The 19,290-nt window shown below is 71.3% G+C and carries 20 protein-coding genes and 1 pseudogene; 11 read left to right on the top strand and 10 right to left on the bottom strand.

Annotation, left to right across the window (positions count from 1 at the left end; genetic code table 11):
• Positions 1-107 precede the first annotated feature (107 nt).
• The 3 genes from ACX6XY_RS16245 (at position 108) to ACX6XY_RS16235 (ending at position 2,590) form a co-directional block, all read left to right on the top strand.
• Positions 108-779, top strand: a complete 672-nt coding sequence (locus tag ACX6XY_RS16245; RefSeq protein ID WP_460330915.1) for a response regulator — start codon at positions 108-110, stop codon at positions 777-779.
• A complete protein-coding gene (locus ACX6XY_RS16240; protein ID WP_460330913.1) occupies positions 776-1,933 on the top strand; it encodes a sensor histidine kinase in 1,158 nt (385 codons plus the stop codon). Before ACX6XY_RS16245 ends, ACX6XY_RS16240 begins: the two co-directional genes overlap by 4 nt.
• 216 nt (positions 1,934-2,149) lie before the next feature.
• Positions 2,150-2,590 carry a hypothetical protein gene (locus ACX6XY_RS16235; RefSeq protein ID WP_460330911.1) on the top strand — a complete coding sequence of 147 codons (441 nt, stop codon included), beginning with the start codon at positions 2,150-2,152 and terminating at the stop codon, positions 2,588-2,590.
• Between the two features lie 152 nt (positions 2,591-2,742).
• On the opposite strand, the gene ACX6XY_RS16230 is transcribed toward ACX6XY_RS16235, so the two are convergent.
• Positions 2,743-4,071 carry an SPFH domain-containing protein gene (locus tag ACX6XY_RS16230; protein ID WP_460330909.1) on the bottom strand — a complete coding sequence of 443 codons (1,329 nt, stop codon included), beginning with the start codon at positions 4,069-4,071 and terminating at the stop codon, positions 2,743-2,745.
• The gene (locus ACX6XY_RS16225) at positions 4,068-5,819 is read right to left on the bottom strand and encodes an SPFH domain-containing protein (RefSeq protein ID WP_460330907.1); all 1,752 of its coding nucleotides are present in this window, start codon (positions 5,817-5,819) and stop codon (positions 4,068-4,070) included. Before ACX6XY_RS16225 ends, ACX6XY_RS16230 begins: the two co-directional genes overlap by 4 nt.
• A gap of 197 nt (positions 5,820-6,016) precedes the next feature.
• Here ACX6XY_RS16225 and ACX6XY_RS16220 point away from each other — a divergent pair, with 197 nt between their 5' ends.
• Together ACX6XY_RS16220 and ACX6XY_RS16215 are read left to right on the top strand one after the other, a co-directional pair.
• A complete protein-coding gene (locus tag ACX6XY_RS16220; protein WP_460330904.1) occupies positions 6,017-6,814 on the top strand; it encodes a tyrosine-protein phosphatase in 798 nt (265 codons plus the stop codon).
• Between the two features lie 50 nt (positions 6,815-6,864).
• Positions 6,865-7,734, top strand: coding sequence for a hypothetical protein (locus ACX6XY_RS16215; protein ID WP_460330901.1), 870 nt, complete (start codon positions 6,865-6,867; stop codon positions 7,732-7,734).
• A gap of 5 nt (positions 7,735-7,739) precedes the next feature.
• Here ACX6XY_RS16215 and ACX6XY_RS16210 read toward each other — a convergent pair whose 3' ends face one another.
• The 6 genes and pseudogenes from ACX6XY_RS16210 to ACX6XY_RS16185 all read right to left on the bottom strand — a co-directional run bounded on the left by ACX6XY_RS16210 (position 7,740) and on the right by ACX6XY_RS16185 (position 11,938).
• Positions 7,740-8,531: an alpha/beta fold hydrolase gene (locus ACX6XY_RS16210; protein ID WP_460330899.1), complete on the bottom strand. Its 792-nt coding sequence runs from the start codon at positions 8,529-8,531 to the stop codon at positions 7,740-7,742.
• 31 nt (positions 8,532-8,562) lie between these two features.
• Positions 8,563-9,547, bottom strand: a pseudogene (locus tag ACX6XY_RS16205) (RNA-guided endonuclease InsQ/TnpB family protein); the annotation flags it as partial.
• A 160-nt stretch (positions 9,548-9,707) separates the two neighbouring features.
• Complete coding sequence (locus ACX6XY_RS16200; protein WP_460330896.1) at positions 9,708-10,124, bottom strand: YciI family protein; 417 nt, start codon at positions 10,122-10,124, stop codon at positions 9,708-9,710.
• Positions 10,125-10,252: 128 nt separating this feature from the next.
• Positions 10,253-10,588: a hypothetical protein gene (locus tag ACX6XY_RS16195; RefSeq protein ID WP_460330893.1), complete on the bottom strand. Its 336-nt coding sequence runs from the start codon at positions 10,586-10,588 to the stop codon at positions 10,253-10,255.
• A 41-nt stretch (positions 10,589-10,629) separates the two neighbouring features.
• A complete protein-coding gene (locus tag ACX6XY_RS16190; RefSeq protein ID WP_460330890.1) occupies positions 10,630-11,211 on the bottom strand; it encodes a dihydrofolate reductase family protein in 582 nt (193 codons plus the stop codon).
• A gap of 97 nt (positions 11,212-11,308) precedes the next feature.
• A complete protein-coding gene (locus tag ACX6XY_RS16185; protein ID WP_460330888.1) occupies positions 11,309-11,938 on the bottom strand; it encodes a GNAT family N-acetyltransferase in 630 nt (209 codons plus the stop codon).
• A gap of 153 nt (positions 11,939-12,091) precedes the next feature.
• On the opposite strand from ACX6XY_RS16185, the gene ACX6XY_RS16180 reads away from it, so the two are divergent.
• The 4 genes from ACX6XY_RS16180 to ACX6XY_RS16165 all read left to right on the top strand — a co-directional run bounded on the left by ACX6XY_RS16180 (position 12,092) and on the right by ACX6XY_RS16165 (position 15,073).
• Complete coding sequence (locus tag ACX6XY_RS16180; RefSeq protein ID WP_460330885.1) at positions 12,092-12,325, top strand: hypothetical protein; 234 nt, start codon at positions 12,092-12,094, stop codon at positions 12,323-12,325.
• Positions 12,326-12,423: 98 nt separating this feature from the next.
• Complete coding sequence (locus ACX6XY_RS16175; RefSeq protein WP_460330882.1) at positions 12,424-13,425, top strand: 1-aminocyclopropane-1-carboxylate deaminase/D-cysteine desulfhydrase; 1,002 nt, start codon at positions 12,424-12,426, stop codon at positions 13,423-13,425.
• Between the two features lie 188 nt (positions 13,426-13,613).
• Positions 13,614-14,027 carry an ATP-binding protein gene (locus tag ACX6XY_RS16170; RefSeq protein WP_460330879.1) on the top strand — a complete coding sequence of 138 codons (414 nt, stop codon included), beginning with the start codon at positions 13,614-13,616 and terminating at the stop codon, positions 14,025-14,027.
• Positions 14,028-14,044: 17 nt separating this feature from the next.
• Positions 14,045-15,073 (top strand): RNA polymerase sigma factor SigF, encoded by a 1,029-nt coding sequence (locus tag ACX6XY_RS16165; protein WP_460330877.1) that lies wholly within the window; start codon positions 14,045-14,047, stop codon positions 15,071-15,073.
• A 43-nt stretch (positions 15,074-15,116) separates the two neighbouring features.
• Here ACX6XY_RS16165 and ACX6XY_RS16160 read toward each other — a convergent pair whose 3' ends face one another.
• Positions 15,117-15,551 carry a hypothetical protein gene (locus ACX6XY_RS16160; RefSeq protein ID WP_460330875.1) on the bottom strand — a complete coding sequence of 145 codons (435 nt, stop codon included), beginning with the start codon at positions 15,549-15,551 and terminating at the stop codon, positions 15,117-15,119.
• Positions 15,552-15,668: 117 nt separating this feature from the next.
• Here ACX6XY_RS16160 and ACX6XY_RS16155 point away from each other — a divergent pair, with 117 nt between their 5' ends.
• Positions 15,669-16,634 (top strand): diacylglycerol/lipid kinase family protein, encoded by a 966-nt coding sequence (locus ACX6XY_RS16155; RefSeq protein ID WP_460330872.1) that lies wholly within the window; start codon positions 15,669-15,671, stop codon positions 16,632-16,634.
• Between the two features lie 319 nt (positions 16,635-16,953).
• A complete protein-coding gene (locus tag ACX6XY_RS16150; protein WP_156725999.1) occupies positions 16,954-17,211 on the top strand; it encodes a WhiB family transcriptional regulator in 258 nt (85 codons plus the stop codon).
• Positions 17,212-17,408: 197 nt separating this feature from the next.
• On the opposite strand, the gene ACX6XY_RS16145 is transcribed toward ACX6XY_RS16150, so the two are convergent.
• Positions 17,409-18,905 carry a sensor histidine kinase gene (locus tag ACX6XY_RS16145; protein WP_460330995.1) on the bottom strand — a complete coding sequence of 499 codons (1,497 nt, stop codon included), beginning with the start codon at positions 18,903-18,905 and terminating at the stop codon, positions 17,409-17,411.
• Between the last annotated feature and the right edge of the window lie 385 nt (positions 18,906-19,290).

The following is a 19,290-nucleotide window of genomic DNA, read 5'->3' as shown; positions in this document are numbered from 1 at the left end:
CGGACGTCGGACCTGGGGAGGAGTCGTACGCTCCTACTTGAGGCCGCCGCGGCGGCACCGCCTAGGTCGTACCGTCGTGGTCGCACCGGGGGCGTACGCGTAAGTCAGTGTTGAGGGAAGTCGGGGACGCCGTGATCCGGGTGCTTGTCGTGGATGACGAGGAGTTGGTAAGGGAAGCGCTGCGGCGGCTCCTCGAAGCCGAGGACGGCTTCCAGGTGTCCGCCTGCGACGGCTCCGCGGCCCTGGACACCGTACGGCGCACCGCACCCGACGTCGTCCTGCTGGACATCGTCATGCCCCCGCCCGACGGGCTCACCCTGCTCACCGCGCTACGGGAGCTGCCACAGCCGCCCCCGGTCGGCATGCTGACCACCTTCGACGTCCCGGACCAGCTGGAGCTGGCCCTGACCGGCGGCGCGGCCGGTTTCCTGCTCAAGGACAGCGCGCCCGCGCTGCTGGGCCAGGCCGTACGGGTACTCGCCGCCGGCGGCGTCGTGTGCACCCCGAGCGACAGCCACGCCGCAGTCACCCGGCTGCTGAACGCCCTGCCCGAGCCGCCGCGCGCACTCGACGACGACACGCCGCTGGCAGGCCTCACCCCGCGCGAGCGCGAGGTGCTCACGCTGCTCGCCATCGGCCTGTCGAACGCCGACATCGGCGATCAGCTGGCCATCGGCGTGACCACCGTGAAGACCCATATCTCGGCGCTGAAGCGCAAGCTCCACGCGTCGAGCCGGGTCGCCCTGGCCACCGTGGCGCAGCGGGCGGGGCTGGCGTGAGCGCCCGCTGGCGGAGCCGGGCGACCGACGCGGTGCTGGTCGCCCTGGCCCTGGTCGAGGCGGTCGCCACCCGCGCGTGGGGGCCCGGCTGGGTGTTCGGCGGGGCGCTCCTCGTGGCCTGCGCGCTCGCCGCGCGCGACCGCTTTCCCCGTACGGTGCTGATCCTCGCGCTGCCGGGTCTGGCCAGCGGCTATCTGTGGCTGCCAGCGATCTTCGCCCTGTACAAGGTGGCCGCGACGCCCCGACACCGCGCGGAGCCCTGGGCCTGGGCGGGCGTGGCGGGGGCGGTGGCCTTCTACCCCTGGCCCCATCTGGGGCCCCTGTCCTGGGCCTGGGAGGACGTCACGCTGGCCCTGCTCAGCGCCGCGATGCTGGTCCTCGCCCCCGTCGCGCTCGGGCTGCTGGCCGCGTCGCGCCGCGAACTGGCCGCCAAGGCGGCCGAGCTGGCGCTCAGCAGGCAGCGGGCACAGGCGCTGGCCGCCGAGCGGGCCACCACGGCCGAGCGGGCCCGGATCGCCCGTGAGATGCACGACAGCGTCGCCCACCACCTCAGCCTGATCGCGCTCGGCAGCGATCCCGACGCGCCCGTACGCCGCCAGGCCGAGGACGCGCTCGCCGAACTCCGCGGCGCGGTCAGCGCCCTGCGCGCGCCCGGCCTGGCGGCGCTGCCCGCGCTGATCGAGACGGCGGGTCCCGCCGTACGCCTGGACTCCGATCCGGCGGGGCTCGGCGGCTGCCCGCTCCCGGTGCAGCAGGCGGCGTACCGCGTCGTCCAGGAGGCCCTCACCAACGCCCGCAAGCACGCGCCCGGCAGCCAGATCGAGGTCCGGGTCGCCGTGGAACGCGACGCGTCCGCCGGTGCCTCCGCCGGTGCCTCCGCCGGTGTCTCCGCCGACGCCTCGGGCGCGCGGCCGTGCGGGTCCGCGGACGCGCACGGCCGCGTGTCCGGTGACGCTCTGCGGGCCACGGTGCGTGCCACCCCTGGGGACTGCCCCGGCGCCGCCGCCCAGGACCTGCCAGCCGGCGGCGGCCATGGTCTGACCGGGCTGCGCGAACGCGTGACGGAGCTGCACGGCACCCTGCACGCGGGTCCCACCCCGGACGGCGGCTTCCACGTCCAGGCCGTACTCCCGCTCGGGACCGCCGCGGCGTAAGCCAGGGCGGGGCGAGTCAGGCCAGGGGGCCAGGTCAGGTTCGCGGTCGAGGCAGCCTGTAGCGACAGCGACGGCCTGGTCCCGCCCCTGGACCCGCTCGGCCGTGTGACCCACTCTTGACACATGCCGTTCCCGACGCCGCCTCCTGGGCCGCCCCCGGATCAACCGGGCCCGCCAGCCCCGCCGCCCCCAGGCGGTCAAGCCAGCCTGGCCAAGGTGCCCGGCTGGGCGATGCTGCTCGCCGCCGTACTGCTGATCGCCGCCGCCACGGTCGGGACCTGGTGGCTCATCGGTCAGCAGACCCTGGACGTGGCCGACCCCGACTACGCGGTGCGGCCCTGGAACATCCCGGACGACGTCGAGAAGGCACTCGGCGCGGGCGCCATGCTGACCCTCGCGGTCACCGTGCCGCTGTTCGTGGAGTGGACCCGGATCCGGCGGCTCGAACCCGCCTGGTGGTCCGTGCTGGGTCCGCTGCTCGCGGTGGGCGCCGTGGCCGCCCTGGGCCAGCGGGTGATGACGGCCGAGGTCATCGGGGCCAACATCGGCGCGGGACTCGTCGTACTGTTCGGGGCTCCGGTGGCGGCCCTGGTCACGGTGCTGAGCCTGGGGCGCGCGGCGCAACTGGCGCGACGCAGCCGACCTCCCCGGACCTGACCGCGCCCCCGCGTCGGCAGATATCCGATATCCGAGCGCGTCATTGACGGCTCGCGTACGGCACCGGAGCCCCGCGTGGGGGTCTGGTGCCGTACGCGAGCCGTACGCGTGCCGCGCGGGCGGATGGCGCCGTCCGCGTCAGCGTGCGCGGCTCACTCCGCGTCGTCCGGCTCCGCACCGGACGCGACGCGCTGCGCGGAGTTCACCGCGGGGAGCGCGGTCATCCGCGGCAGCAGCTGCGCGGCGAGCAGCGTCGACAGCGCCGAGGTGTCGCCGCCACCGCCCGCGTCGGTGCGCACGACCATCGGCTGCGGGGCCTTCGACGCCAGTTCCGCGCCCACGTCCAAGCGGCGGCGGGCCAGTTCGTACTGGAGCACGGCGCGGTTGTCGCGGTAGGCCTGAGCGAGCCTGCGCTGGGCCTTCGCCTCGTTCTCGGCGGAGATCAGCCCGCTCCGGCCGCGGGTCTCGATCTCGAAGCGGACCTTCTGCGCGTTGGTCTCCTGCTCCTCGAGGAGCTGGGCGACCTCTTCGCGCGCCTTGTTCAGCGCGGCCTTGACCTCGACGATGCGCGCGTCACGCACCTTCTTGGCCCGCTCGATGTCCATGCCCAGGCTGTCGATCCGGCGCTTGCGGGTCAGGCCCCACTCCTGCTCGTACGCGGTGCGCTCCTTGGCGACCCGCTCCCGCGTGGCCAGGTGCTGCTGGTACTGCGTGGGCAGCTGCACCTCGGGGATGTTGGAGCCGGTGATGCGGACCCCGTACCGGGAGAGCTGTCGGTTGAGCAGCTCCTGCATATCGGCGACGTCCGAGCCGCGCAGGTCGTACGCCCGCTCGGTGCGTACCTGGCGGGCGCGCTGGCGGATCGCGTCCTGCACCGCGCTGGACAGCACCAGGTCGAAGTTCCCCGCGCCGATGGTGCGGACGAACAGCACCGCGTCGTGAATGCGGAACTTCAGGAAGAACTCGATGGACCTCAACGGCACGTTCTCCTGCGTCGGGCAGGCCATCACGGGTGCCGAGTACGGGATCTCGGTGGCGATGTCCACGACGAAGTCGACCCGTGACCACGGGTGCCACAGGTAGTGGCGGCCGGGCTCCAGGGTGCGGGTGACCGCGCCGTACCGGGTGAGGACGCCGTGGGTGCCCTGCTCGATCTCGACGATCGACGAGCGCCACCACCACAGCCCGCCGACCAGCAGCAGCACCACGCCGATCGCGTACGCGAGACCGGCGAGCGCGCCGTACGCGACGTCGCCCACGGCGCCCGAATCGGCCTCCTTGACGGACAGCATCACCCCGCACAGCAGGGCGAAGACGCCGCCCCACAGCGGCAGCATCCACCACAGCCTGCGGCGGTGGCGCGGGATGATGACCGGGACCAGGGTGCCCGCCTCGCCGCCGCGCAGCAGTTGGGGGATCTCGCTCCAGGAGGCCACGGCCTCCGAGATGACCGACCTCTGGCTCATACGTGCGGTGCTCATTCGCCTGCCTCCTCGAAGAGGTCGCCGCCCTGGGGCGTCTCGGGCGTCTCGGGCGTCTCGGGGTTGTCAGGCGCTACGGGCGCGCCGCCGGACTCGGCCGCGGACCCGTCTCGCGGACCCGACGCCGTCGTGGGCGCGGTCGCGGTCGCCGCGGGCACGGTCGGCCGCTCGGCCTCCAGCAGGGTCTCGATCTCCCCCTGCCGTTCGGCGATACGGCTGGACACCTCCGCGAGCCTGTCCCGTACGGCGGCCATGTCGGCGTCCGTGAACAGCTCGCCGCCCCGCTCGCCGACCAGTTCCCTGGCGAGCGCCAGGAAGTCGACCCCGGCGCCGCCGTCGACGCCGTCCGCGCCGATCCTGACCAGCTGCGGCAGGTGGTCGGCGACCCCCTCCAGGGTGTCCAGGATCTGCTGCTGGTAGCGGTACTCGAGGATCTCCGGGGCCTGCGCCGCGGTGACCGCGCGGATGTCCAGGGCCTGCGCCTCCAGCAGCGCCGCGTTGGCCTTGGCCTCCGACTCGGCCTGGACGTACCGCTGGCGGGCCAGCGCCTGGGCGCGGTTGGTCTCGCGCTCCACGGCGGTGTCCATCTGGGCCTGGTACTGGGCGATGTCCGCCTGGATCGCGGACAGCGTCTCGTGGCTGGTGGCCAGTTCCTTGGTCAGGTCGCCCTCGTCCTGCTCCTTGCGGAGCTGGAGCGCGTACTCATGGGTGTACGCCTCCTTGGCTACGCGCACCATCTCCGGGGCCGCCAGGTCCATCCGGTAGTTGCGGTCGGACGGCTCGGCGTGCGTGATGTTCGCGTTGGTCAGCTCGACCGCGGGCCGGAACTGCTGGTTCAGCTGCTCCAGGAGCCGCCCGGTGTCCTCGCCCACCATGTCGTAGATCCCGGCCGCCTCCTGCTCGTAGATCAGGCTTCGGATCGTCTCGCTGACGGCGTTGCTCAGCTTCTCCTCGAAGCCGCGCACCGCGCCCAGGGTGTAGACGAACTCGCTGGGGTCGCTGATCCGGAACTGGATGAACAGGTCGATGGACGCCTTCACACCGCCCTTGGTCGGCGCTTCGCGCACCGGCGCGTTGAAGGGGTACTCGCGGGTGGTGTTGACGATGTACGAGACCCTCTTCCAGGGGCTCAGCAGGATCACCCGGCCGGGGCCGACCACTTTCTCCAGCTTGCCGAAGCGGGTGATCATGGCCTGGCTGCCGTCCGGCACCATCACCATGCCCTGCCGCCACCAGACGAAGGCGACGGCCAGCAGCGCGAGCACCCAGTAGTGGACGCCGAACAGCGGGTTACTCAGGACGTCGCTGCCGGTCGCCGCGACGACGATGGTGCCCACGAGGCCGATCACCAGGAGCAGCAGCACCGGCAGCATGCTGATCAGGGAACGGCCCTTGGGGATCACCATCGGGCAGATGACGTGCACCATCTCGCGGCCCTCGCGCTGCTGTTCGCTGCGGTTGAGGGTCTCGCCCGCGTCGTCCAGCGGGACGGTCTGCTGGACCATGACGGTGGCGATGGAACCGCCCTGCTCGCGGGCCGCGGGGAAGTCGGCCGGGTCCATGCCTTCTTCCTGGGGCTCGGACAGCCCCTCGTCGGAGAAGTCCGGTTCCCCGGTACCGGCCCGTGTCGCGCCGCCGTCCCGGCCGGTGCGGCGGCGCAGTTCCTCCTCGGCCGCCTTCCGTGGGTCCGTTCCGGCGGCCACTGACGAGGCTACGCGTCGAAGGCTCTCCGCCCGCGCTCGTGCCACAGTTCCCCCTTTGTCTTTCCGTCGCTGACGGCCGGTCGCTGGCGACTGGCCCGATCGTGCTGAATGGTCCTGCTCATCCCACACCACGGGGCGCGCCGCGGATAAGGCGGGTGCACCGATCGTGACAACACCGATGTACAGGAGGAAGACACGCGAGAGCCAGCGCCGACGCGTCGAAGATCCCTAGGGTGTCCGAGGTGAGCAGACACATCGCCTTCGAGCACCTGCACAACTTCCGCGACCTGGGCGGCTATCGCACCGCCGACGGGCGCGCCGTGCGCTGGGGCCGCCTGTACCGCGCGGACTCGCTGAGCAAGCTCCGGGGAGCCGATCTGGACCGCTTCCGCGCCTTGGGGATACGCACGGTGATCGATCTGCGCTATCCGTGGGAGATCGCCGCGAAGGGCCGGGTACCGGAGGACCCGGCCCTCACGTACGTCAACCTCAGCGTCGAGCACCGCCCCTACGACCAGGCGGAGATCGACCCCGCGCTCGCCCCGTGGCGGTACCTCGCCGACCGGTTCGCGGAGGTCGCCCTGGACGGGGCCGTCGAGCTCCGGGAGGCCCTGCGGGTGATCGCGTACGGCAGCGAGCCGCAGGTCTTCCACTGCGCGTCGGGCAAGGACCGCACGGGTCTGCTGGCGGCCCTGGTGCTGTCGCTCCTGGGGGTGAGCGAGGACGACGTCGCGGCGGACTTCGCGCTCACCGAACTCGCCACCGAGCGGCTGGTCGCCGACTGGCACGCGGCCCACCCCGGCCGCACTCTGCGCTGGCCGGGCTACGGGCGGGCGCCGGAGGACGTCATCCGGCTGTTCCTGTCCGACCTGCGCGAGACCTACGGTTCCGTCCACGCCTACGCCGTCCAGCACGTCGGCGTCGACGCCCCACTGCTCTCCGCACTGCGCGCCCAACTCCTCACCACTCCTTCCGTTTCCACACCTTCTGAACGTTCTTCCCGTTCTTTCCGTTCCATCCGTTCATCGCCGCCCGAGTAGGGGCCTCCGGGCGCTCCGGGCGCTCCGGGCGCTCCGGGTAAATTGCGCTCATGTCAATACCAGGCTCCCCATCGCATCCGCACGACCCGCACGACCCGCACCGACAGGAGCCGTACCAACAGGAGCCGACGCCCGGCGGGGCGTCGCTCGAACTGCCGCCGCTGGTGATCGGCGGCGCGCCGCCGGACGACGAGCCTCCCGCGCCGCGCGAACCCGTGGCGGGCTGGGTGTGGGCGCTCGGCGGCGCACTGGTCGCCTCGGCCCTCTGGGCCGGGACGCTTTTCACCACCGGCGTCATCGGGGAACAGGCGGACCTCCGGGGATACCGGTTCTCGGAGAACCTCTGCGACACCGTCGCGTACGACGCCTTGCTGGAGCGCTACACATTCGACGGCGAGCCCGACTCGGCCCCCTCTCACTCCTCCGAGCAGGAGGCGCTCGACGAGGGCTACTGCACCCAGAACCTCAAGGACCGCGAGGCGGCCGATGAGTACGCGGTCGCCTTCGTCGCCTCCACCGCCACCTGGCACAAGAAGTCCGATCCCGAGCCCGAGTTCGCCTCGCGGTACGCGACCTACGAGGACCGCGAGGAGGTCGAGAACACGGTCACGCCGGTCGACGGCCTCGGCGACGAGGCATACCTGATCACCGAGAGCTGGGACGAGGGCGATACGGCGGCCACGGCCATCCTCGCGGTGCGCGACGGCTGGTTCACCTACGAGGTGCTCTGGTCGTCGTTCACGGACGAGTCCGGCCGTGACCTGCCCTCACCCGACGCTGTCGCGAAGATGCTCAAGGCCGACACCCGCGCCACACTGGCCGCCCTCAAGTCCTCCGAATCCGCCGAGTCCGCCGAGTCCGCCGAGTCCGCCGAGTCCGCCGAATCCGCCGAATCCGCCGAGTCCGCCGAGTCCGCCTGAGCTGGCTACGCCGACCGGCGCGTCCCGCCCGGGTCCGCCAGCGCGTCCGCCGCGGCGCGTGCGAAGCCCTCCGGGTTGTCCAGCATGATGTTGTGCCCGCAGGCCGGGACCGGGACGACCGAGACCCCCGACGCGGCCAGCGCCTCCCCGCCCGGCAGCGGCCCGTCGGCCTCCGGGAACAGGAAGGCGCGGGGTATTCGCAGATCGAGCAGGAGGTCGCGCATGGTGGGGGCCGTGCCGCGCACGAGCTGTACCGCGCTGCGGTGCAGGGCCTCCCGTCCGGCCAGCCGCATGGTGGACCACCAGTGCGGGCCGACCCGGTCGCGCACCTCGGCCCAGCCGCCGTCCAGGAACTCCGCTTCGCTGTAGGCCGCGATGCCGCTGCTTCCGCTGCCGCCGGCGGCGCGTGGGAGCGGGTCGAGGTTGGCGTCCACCAGGACCAGGCGGGACACCAGGTGCGGGTGCCGGGCGGCGAGCACGACGGCCACCGAGCCTCCCATGCTGTGCGCGATCAGCTCGGCGCCGGTGACCCCCGCGGCGTCCAGGGCGGCGGCGAGTGCGGCGGCATGTGACTCAAGGCTGTAGTCGAAGTGCGTCGGCCGGTCGCTGATGCCGTGGCCGAGCAGGTCGACGAGCAGGGATCGGCGTCCGGCCAGCAGCGGGTGGACCGCCGTCTCGGTGAAGTAGGCCGACGACGAGGCGCCGAGGCCGTGCACATACACCCGAACCGGCTCCCGCCCCGGCAGCTCGACCCAGCGGATCAGGTCGCCCTCGTCTGTCACCGCGGCCTTGCGCATGGTCCACTCCCCCGTCTCGCATGTGACCGGGCCCGCCCGGAGTGCTCCGTTGAGGTCTTACACCGGCTCCGCAGGCCGACACCGCCAGTCCGGCGGCCAGCAGGTTCTTCGCCGCGTTCACGTCCCTGTCGTGGGTCGTGCCGCAGTCGCACGTCCAGGTGCGGAGGTTGAACGGCATCTTGTCCTGCAAGGCGCCGCAGTGGGAGCACAGCCTGGAGGAGGGGAAGAAGCGGTCGACGGCGATCACTTCCCGCCCGTACCACTGGGCTTTGTACTCCAGCATGCTCCGGAACTCCGACCACGCCGCATCGCTGACAGCGCGGGCGAGGCTCCGGTTTTTGACCATGTTGCGCACGGTCAGGTCCTCGATCACGATCGTTTGGTTCTCACGAACGAGACGCGAGGTCAGCTTGTGCAGGCCGTCACGCCTGCGGTCCGCGATCCGGGCGTAGACCTTGGCCGCCTTGCGCCGGGCCTTGCGCCGGTTGGCTCCGTCGCCCCTGGCCTTCTTCGCCAGGACCCGCTGGGCCTTCGCCAGCCGGGCACGGTCCTTGCGCTCGTGCCGGGGGTTGGCGATCTTCTCTCCGGCGGAGAGGGTCAGCAGGCAGTCCAGGCCGACGTCCACCCCGACCGCCGTATTCGTGGCGGGGAGCGGCTTGACGGTGGGGTCGTCGCACAGCATCGAGACGTACCAGCGCCCGGCCGCGTCCTGGGAGACGGTCACCGTGGACGGCGACGCGTTCTCGGGCAGAGGCCTCGACCAGACGATGTCCAGCGGCTCGCGCATCTTCGCCAGCGTCAGGCTGCCGTCGCGGAAGCGGAATCCGCTGGTGGTGTACTCGGCGGACTTCCATCGCGGAGGTCTGGTTGTAGTTGACCCGCTCCTGACGTGTCCACGCCTCCGTGCGGGCGGCGAGCGCCAGGTTGTAGACCTTCCGCACGCACCCGAACGTGCGCGACAGTTCGGCTGCCTGCGCATCGGTCGGATAGAAGCGGTACTTGAACGCCCGCTTCACACGGTTCGCGGGGAGGTGGGGTATCCCGAGAGGACTCAGATGAAGGGCGCCACTGACAACGCCCCGGACCGGCCCCGCCCATCGAGGGTTCACCGGGGCGTCCGGCACCGGCCGCTGTCCGGCCGCTGTCCGGCCGCGGCGAGCGAGGGGCCCGGCTCGGTCAGCTGTCGCCTCCGGCACCGTCCTCGATAGGCCTGATGACCACGGGGTACACGAGTGATCCGGCGGGCACCGGGCACTCGCAGACGCGCTTGGCGATCTCGGTCACCCGGTCGAGGGACGCGCAGTCGACCACCCAGTATCCGGCCAGCACTTCCTTGGTCTCGCCGTACGGGCCGTCCGAGACGACGGGCCTGCCGTTCTCGTCGGGGGTGACCAGCCGCGCCCGTGCGGGTTCGACGAGTCCCTGGGCGTCCACCAGCTCGCCGGTCCCGGCGAGGTCGTCGTTGATGGCACTCATGTGGGCGTACATGGCCTGGAGTTCTCGCTCGTTCCAGGCCGGGCTGGCCTCGGACGGCTTGCCGCTCATCGCCTCGTAGTCGGCCTGGGTGCCCTGCACCATCACCAAGTACTTCATGGGTCCGCTCCCTGGTTCTCGGCTGTCTGCGCCACCCGCTTGTGGGGGGCATCTGAAGACGTCGGGGCGGAACCGGTGTTCTCGGCATCGTTGGGAAGATCTTCAGAACCGTCGAAGCCCCAGGCCCGTCAGGACCGCCCCGGCTGCTCCGACGAGCCCTCCGGCCGCTGTTCGTCCGACCGCTCCGGCGAGCCCTCCGGCCGCTGTTCGTCCGACGGCTCCGGCGGGCCCTGCGACTGCCTTTCGTCCGACGGCTCCGGCGGGCTCTGCGCCGCCGGAACCTCGGCGTCGTCGCACGCCTCGCAGTCGGGGTTATGGCACGGTCCCGCGCCGAATTGCGGGACCCAGGCCCCTAGCACCTTGCGGCGTTTGACCGCCTCCTGCACCGGTTGCTTGCAGACCGGGCAGACATAGCCGGTCTCCGAGGAATCGGCAGGCTCCGCACGACCCGCTTCCTTGGTCATACGTCCAGGTTATGCCCGATGCCGCACCCCGACCAGATGTGTCATCGCTTCCTGCTGTACGTGGTGACGACCGCGCCGTTCCCGAACGATTTCACGGAGTCGAGCGTGAAGGCCCTGAGCGCGAAGCCCGCGTCCGCGAGCGGCATCCCGGAGCCCAGGAACAGTGGGTAGGTCTTGATCACCAGCTCGTCGATCTCGTCGACGAGCTGCCCGGCCAGGTTCGTGCCGCCGCAGAGGTAGATTCCGAGACCGTCCTCGCTCTTGAGCTCGCGCACCTTCGCAGCCACGTCACCGGAGACGATCTCGACCGCCGGGTCGGGTGACTCCGTGAGGGAGCGCGAGACGACATACTGCCGCAGATGGGCGTACGGGCTGGTGCAGTCCGCCTCCAGGGCCAGGTCATAGCTGGCCCGCCCCTGGATGATCGTATCGAAGTGACGGTTCTCCAGGTCGTCGACACCGAGCGGGACGCGCCCCGGCGTGGGGAGGGCCTCGGGGTATTCGGCCTTCAGATAGCCGAGGAACTCCTCGTCCACCCACTGGGTGAAGAACGCGGCGTCCCCGTCCGGTGCGCCGATGAAGCCGTCGATCGATGTCGCGATGAAGTACGAGAGCTTACGCAAGCTGATCCCCTTGCCTGGTGCTGCCAACCGAGTGAAGCACTTCATTTAGAGTGCTTCACTCGAAGTGGTTTGGGCAAGGCCTTTTGACCTCTCGACTTCAGCTCCCCTTCGGCTCCCGCCACATGGGGAACACCTGCGGCCCGTCCGGCAACTGGATCGCGCTCCCCGTGAAGGCGAAACCGAGCCGCTCGTAGAGTCTGCGGCTGCGCGGGTTGCTCGCCTCGAGGTAGGCGGGCACGCCGTCCCGGTCACATCGCTCGAGTACGGGTTCGAGCAGCGCGGTGCCGAGCCCTTCGCCCTGCCGCGCGGGAGTCGCCGCGATCAGCATCAAGTACTCGTGCTCGCGCTCGTGCGGATGGACCGCGCCCATGAGCCGGGCGATCTGCTCCACCCGTTCGTTGTCCGGGTCGACCGTCGCGCGCAGCTGCGCGGGCGCGTCGTCCTCCGCGTCGGGGGCCCCGGCGGGCACCCGCAGCCACAGCGCGGCCGCCGCGCCCTCGTCCGCGATGTCGACCCGGCCCTCGCGCAGGGCGATGTCCAGGAAGGCCCCCATGAGGCCGCCGTGCACCTCACGGCGGCGCGCCGCGTCCGGGAAGACCCAGCTGCTGACCGGGTCGTTCAGGAAGGCCTCGTCCAGCAGTCGCACCACGGACTCCCGGTCCGCGCCCCCCGCCCCGCGTATCGCTGCTCCCACGCCCTGACCCCTCTCCAACCGCCCTGGAAACATTGGCGCTTGAAGCGTAGGCGATCACCCAGACGAGTGACGGGCGGACCGAGCGGGAACGTCAAGATCCCGACAACCGTTCCACCAGTACGACCACGACAACAGCACGACGCCCCATCCGGCGCTCGGCATCCGCACCACCGACAGGAGACAGCCATGGCAGGCTTCATGGACCGCGCCAAGGAGCAGGCGCAGCGCGGACTCCACCAAGGCAAGCAGAAGCTCGACGAGGTCCAGGCCCAGCGCGCCGGCGGGGACCTCCTCAAGAGACTCGGGGCGGCCTACTACGCCGAGCAGCGCGGCAGCGGCAGCACGGAGGCGACCCGGCAGGCCCTCCAGGCCCTGGAGTCCCACATCGCGACACACGGCGACTCATTCCTGCCCAGATAGGGCACGGGGCGGCGAACGGCACGCGCGCCGCGCGTGCCGTGACCGCCGCGAAGCACCTCCACCGGCCGGGCGGGACGTGCCGACGTGACAATGGGCGGGTGAACACGTCCCACCCCGCGCTGCGGCCCAGGCTCCCGTCCCCGCTCCAGGCGGTCGAGGACGAGCGCTTCACCCGGCACGGCGTCCAGCTCCTCCTCAAGCGCGACGACCTCATCCACGAGGCCCTGCCGGGCAACAAGTGGCGCAAACTCACCCCCAACCTGGACGCCGCGGCGGGCCGCCCGCTGCTCACCTTCGGCGGCGCCTACTCCAACCACCTGCGGGCGGTGGCCGCGGCCGGCCGCCTCCTGGGGTCCGCGACGGTCGGGGTCGTACGGGGCGACGAACTGGCCTCCCGCCCCCTGAACTGGTCCCTGGCCCAGTGCGCGGGCGACGGGATGCGGCTCCGCTTCGTGGACCGTACGACCTATCGCGCGAAGGACGACCCGCGCGTCCTCGCGGAGATCCTGCGCGCCGTCACCGAGGACGGCACGGCGCCCGCGGAGGAGGACCTGTTCATCGTCCCCGAAGGGGGCAGCAACGCGCTCGCCGTGCGGGGCTGCGCCGAACTCGGGCGGGAGCTGCGCGGCCTGGCCGATGTCGCCGCCGTGGCCTGCGGCACCGGCGGCACCCTGGCCGGGCTCGCCGCGGGACTCGGCCCCGGCTCGCGTGCCCTGGGGATACCCGTACTGAAGGGCGGCTTCCTCGGCGCGGAGGTCGAGCGCCTGCAGGAGGCGGCGTTCGGGGCCCGTACCGGCGAGTGGCGCCTGGCGGACCGCTTCCACTGCGGCGGCTACGCCCGTACGACTCCCGAGCTCGACGCCTTCGCCGCCGACTTCGAACAGCGTCACGGCCTGCCCGTGGAACGTCACTATGTCGCCAAACTGCTGTACGGCCTCACCACCCTCGCCGACGAGGGCGCCTTCGCCTCCGGCACCCGCCTGGCCGCCGTGATAACCGGCCAGGCGGAAGGGACGGACGGACGGGGCGGTTCGACGGCCGAGCGCCTGGGTACGTCAACCCGGCGCGCGCCGTTTTTCATTGAGCCCGCAGACCCCTAGCCACCGTCCGTACCCGTGGACTTACTATGAGTGACACCAATGGGTCGGGGGTACCGGGACAGGGGAAGCGGAAGCGCGATAGCGTCACCGCTGAACCATGCCGCACGGCAGTCCGTGCGGCACCGTACCGGACCACCACAGCGCGGCGGGCCAGAACCCGCCCGCGCTCGCACACCTTGGAGGTGAGGGTGTCCCAGATCGCAGGCGAGTCCGGGGCTCAGGACTTCGTGGAAGTCCGGCTGCCGGCCGCGGGTGCCTACCTGTCGGTGTTGCGGACGGCCACGGCCGGCCTCGCGGCGCGTTTGGACTTCACCCTCGACGAGATCGAGGATCTGCGCATCGCGGTCGACGAGGCCTGCGCGATCCTTCTGCAACAGGCCGTCCCCGGCTCCGTGCTCAGCTGTGTCTTCCAGCTGGTCGACGACTCGCTGGAGGTCACCGTCTCGGCGCCCACGACCGACGGCCGCGCCCCCGAGCGCGACACCTTCGCCTGGACGGTGCTGTCGGCCCTCGCGGGACAGGTCGACGCCACAGTCACCGACGACAACACCGTCGCGATCAGCCTCTACAAGAAGCGCGGCGCGGGACCCGGGCCGACGTGAGGGACGGGGACGGGCCGATGCGGGACGAGAAGCACAGCGCATGGGGCCTCCCGGCCGACGGCGAAGACGACCGGGGCGGCCGACCGGGGATGCCGCAGACCACGAGCATCCCCGAACAGCAGGCCCGGCCACACCCTCAGGACGATCCGGAGCAGCGTGCGGCACAGCAGGCGGAGCGGGATGACAGAGGCGGGCGCGGAGCACGCCCCGGCAGGGCCGGCGGCGGTACGGGGGCGCCGCCCGGCGGGCGGGGGAGGGCGGCACACATGACCGAGCATGAGCACCACGATCCGCACGACCGCAGCGGCGCGCGGGCCATGTTCATCGAGCTGCGCAAGCTGCCCGCCGACAGCTCCGAATACGCGGACCTGCGCAATCGGCTCGTCCGGATGCATCTGCCGCTGGTGGAGCATCTCGCGCGCCGCTTCCGCAACCGCGGGGAGCCGCTGGACGACCTGACCCAGGTCGCCACGATCGGTCTGATCAAGTCCGTGGACCGGTTCGACCCGGAGCGCGGCGTCGAGTTCTCGACGTACGCGACACCGACCGTCGTCGGCGAGATCAAGCGTCACTTCCGCGACAAGGGCTGGGCGGTCCGGGTGCCGCGGCGGCTCCAGGAGCTGCGGCTCGCCCTGACCACGGCCACGGCCGAACTCTCGCAGCTGCACGGCCGCTCCCCCACCGTCCACGAGCTCGCCGAGAAGCTGGCCATCTCCGAGGAGGAGGTCCTGGAGGGCCTGGAGTCGGCCAACGCGTACTCCACGCTGTCGCTGGACGTGCCGGACACGGACGACGAGTCCCCCGCGGTCGCGGACACCCTGGGCGCCGAGGACGAGGCGCTGGAGGGCGTCGAGTACCGCGAGTCGCTCAAGCCGCTCCTGGAGGACCTGCCCCCGCGCGAGAAACGCATTCTGCTGCTGCGCTTCTTCGCCAACATGACCCAGTCGCAGATCGCCCAGGAAGTGGGCATCTCTCAGATGCACGTCTCCCGGCTGCTGGCCCGCACCCTGGCCCAACTGCGCGAAAAGCTGCTGGTGGAGGAATAGCGCCCCGGCCGCGCGAAAGAGCGCGCGGAGTTCGGGCTCGGACTCAGGCCGCGTCGGCGTCGCGCTTGGTGATCCCCAGCGCCTGCGTCGTATCCGGACTGAACAGCAGCACCAGCGTGGTGACGGCCACCACCGCGAGCGCGATCCCGCCGGGGATCGCCACACTGTCCGCCTGGAGCAGCTGCCAGGCCACCGGCAGCGCGAGCAGCTGGATGACCATCGCCGGCCCCCGGCTCCAGCTGCGGCGGTTCAGCAGCCCGCGCGCGGCGATCAGCGGAATGACGGCGAGGACGATCATCGTGAGCCCGCCGGTCACCGCCGACCGGGTAGCGGACGCCTCGCCGTTCAGGCCGACCACCACCATGTACAGGCCGAGGACGATCAGCGCGAGGCCCTCAAGCGCGGCGAGCGCGGCGGCGGCGGTCAGCCGCACAGGGCGCGGGTCTTCGGGGTTCGTGGTCTGCTCAGCACTGCTCACCCCTGCAGGGTAATGGGCCCACGGCGAGGCCCGCCGCCCGCCAGGACCGCGGCCGGGCGGGCGGCTGAGCCCACCTGGGGCTGGGCCGGTTAATCCCCAGTAGGTACGCTGCATGCCATGCGTGCACTCCTCGTGGTCAATCCGGCGGCAACCACCACCAGTGCCCGCACACGTGACGTACTGATCCACGCACTGGCGAGCGAGATGAAGCTCGAGACGGTGACCACCGAGCACCGTGGGCACGCCCGCGAACTCGGCCGGCAGGCCGCGCAGAGCCAGGACATCGAGCTGGTCGTCGCGCTGGGCGGGGACGGCACCGTCAACGAGGTCGTGAACGGACTGCTGCACGAGGGTCCGAACCCCGCGCTGCCGGGGCTCGCGGTCGTCCCCGGCGGCTCCACCAATGTCTTCGCCCGCGCTCTCGGCCTGCCCAACGACCCGGTCGAGGCCACCGGCGCCCTGCTCGACGCGCTGCGCACCGGAAGTGAGCGCGCGGTCGGCCTGGGCCTGGCGGCGGGCACGCCCGGCACCGAGGACGAGGCGGTACCGGCGCGCTGGTTCACCTTCTGCGCGGGCTACGGCTTCGACGCGGGCGTGGTCGGCCGGGTGGAGCAGCAGCGGGAGCGCGGAAAGCGCTCGACGCACGCCCTTTACGTGCGCCAGGTGGTACGCCAGTTCCTCGACGAGCCCCGCCGTCGGCACGGCTCGATCACCCTGGAGCGCCCCGGCGAGGACCCGGTCACCGACCTCGTGCTGTCCATAGTCGGCAACACCTCTCCCTGGACCTACCTGGGCAACCGCCCGCTGTACGCCTCGCCGCAGGCGTCCTTCGACACCGGCCTCGACGTGCTCGGCCTGAGCAAGCTGTCCACCCCCGCGGTGACCCGCTACGCGACCCAGCTGCTCGCCTCGTCCCCCGAGCGCGGCCCCCGCGGCAAACACGCCCTCTCGCTGCACGACCTGACGGACTTCACCTTGCATTCCAAGGCTCCGCTCCCCTTCCAGATGGACGGTGACCACCTGGGGCTGCGGACCAGCGTGACGTTCACAGGCGTACGCCGTGCACTGCGTGTGATTGTGTGAGCAGAAAGGCCGAAAGTCCTTTCACTCGAACGTTTAGGCCAGGATCCACCCCATGGAAGTACGGCTGTGACCTAGTCGACACCGAGGAATCAAAAAAAACTTTTCGGAAGGGGTTGTATCCGGGGCCGAGGTTTGCGAATCTCTACTTGGCACTCAGGACGGCCCGCAAGACCGGCCCCACAGAGAGTCCGAACCCCCTCCTCACGCACAGGACCTTCACCGGGCAACTGGTGGTTTGGCCCTTCCCTTGCGGAGGGATTCGTGAAAGCGTTCACATTCACAAGCAACCCGCATGTCATACCGAGGAGAGGTAGCAGCCATGGACTGGCGTCACAACGCCGTTTGCCGCGAGGAAGACCCCGAGCTCTTCTTCCCCATCGGCAACACCGGTCCTGCGCTGCTGCAGATCGAGGAAGCCAAGGCCGTCTGCCGCCGCTGCCCCGTTGTGGAGCAGTGCCTGCAGTGGGCGCTCGAGTCCGGCCAGGACTCCGGCGTCTGGGGTGGCCTCAGCGAGGACGAGCGCCGCGCGATGAAGCGCCGCGCCGCTCGCAACCGGGCGCGTAACGCCAGCGCCTGAAAGCCCCGACGAGCCTGAGCCCGGCGGCGCGTACGGCGAGTACGCATCCCCCGCCCCCGAGCCGCAGCGCGCAGTACACCCCGATGCGCTCAGCAACGTGAGCGGTGAGCCCCGGACCGAACCGGTCCGGGGCTCATCGCTGTCTACCGCGCTGTCCACCGCTGGCTGGTGTCTACTGCTGGCCGCTGTCTGACGGCCTAGGTCCTGTCCGCCGCCCGCCCGGCGTGCTCCTTCTCGGCGCGTACCGGGATGTCCAGGATCACCTGGGTGCCCCGTTCGGGCGCGGGCACCATGCCGAACGTCCCGCCGAGCTCGCCCTCGACCAGGGTGCGTACGATCTGCAGCCCCAGGTTTCCGGAGCTCTGCGGGTCGAAGCCGTCGGGCAGGCCGACCCCGTCGTCCTGGACGGTGATCAGCAGCCGGGCTTCCTTGCTGGTGCCGCCGCGCACCGCGGAGACCTCGACCGTGCCCTGGTCACCCTCGGCGAAGCCGTGTTCCAGGGCGTTCTGCAGAACCTCGGTGAGTACCATCGACAGCGGGGTGGCGACCTCGGCGTCCAGGATGCCGAAGCGTCCGGTGCGCCGGCCGACCACCCGGCCCGGTGAGATCTCTGCCACCATCGCCAGCACCCGGTCGGCGATCTCGTCGAACTCCACGCGCTCGTCCAGGTTCTGGGAGAGCGTCTCGTGCACGATCGCGATCGAGCCGACCCGGCGTACGGCTTCTTCCAGGGCGGCTCGACCCTGGGCCGAGCCGATGCGCCGAGCCTGGAGACGCAGCAGGGCGGCGACCGTCTGGAGGTTGTTCTTGACCCGGTGGTGGATCTCCCGGATCGTGGCGTCCTTGGTAATCAACTCGCGTTCGCGGCGGCGCAGTTCGGTCACGTCGCGGAGCAGTACCAGGGAGCCGATGCGGCTGCCCTTGGGCTTGAGCGGGATGGCGCGGAGCTGGATGACGCAGTCGTTGCCCTCGACCTCGGTCTCGCGGGGGGCCCAGCCGCTGGCGAGCTTCACCAGGGCCTCGTCCACCGGGCCGCGGGAGGGGGCGAGTTCGGCGGTGGCCATGCCCAGGTGGTGGCCGACGAGGTCGGCGGCGAGGCCGAGACGGTGATACGCGGAGAGGGCGTTCGGCGAGGCGTACTGCACGGTGCCATCCGCGTCGAGCCTGATCAGCCCGTCGCCGACGCGCGGCGAGGCGTCCATGTCGACCTGCTGGCCGGGGAAGGGAAACGATCCGGCGGCGATCATCTGCGCCAGGTCGGACGCACTCTGCAGATAGGTGAGCTCCAGGCGGGACGGGGTGCGGACGGTGAGCAGGTTGGTGTTCCTGGCGATCACGCCCAGGACGCGGCCCTCACGGCGTACGGGGATGGACTCGACCCGTACCGGCACCTCCTCGCGCCACTCCGGGTCGCCCTCGCGCACGATGCGACCCTCGTCCAGGGCGGAGTCGAGCATGGGGCGGCGGCCGCGCGGGACCAGGTGGCCGACCATGTCGTCCTGGTAGGAGGTGGGGCCGGTGTTCGGGCGCATCTGGGCGACGGAGACATAGCGGGTGCCGTCGCGGGTCGGGACCCACAGGACCAGGTCGGCGAAGGAGAGGTCGGAGAGCAGCTGCCACTCCGAGACCAGCAGATGCAGCCACTCGAGATCGGTGTCACCGAGAGCGGTGTGCTGGCGTACGAGGTCGTTCATGGAGGGCACGTGGCCGAGCGTACCTGGCGTGTGAGCCGCGTACCGCGCCGCGCGCGCCTGGCTCGTGAGCCGGGTACCGCACCGCGTGCGCCCGGTGAACACCCGCGGGCCACGGCGCCTGGAGGGACCCTCAACCCTCCCGGCACCGCAGCCCGGAGTTGAATCGGCCGCCGGGTGTGCGGTCCCGGCCGACCGTGTGCGAGGCGTCCGGCGCGGTCAGGGCAGAGAGCGTCGGTCGCCTCGCTCCGCCCCCCTGTGCGGGGAGAGCGGAAGCGTGTTCAAGCATTGTGGACTAGACCATTATCCGATGTCCATGTGGCGGGGATGTCCGTAGGGGTCCGTACGACTCCATAGGGGTCCGTAGGGCGGGTCGCCTCCGCCCGCT

The sequence above is a fragment of the Streptomyces sp. O3 genome (genome assembly GCF_054788135.1).
Note: the sequence above shows the minus strand (reverse complement) of the source record. Positions and strands in the feature narration are given on the sequence as shown.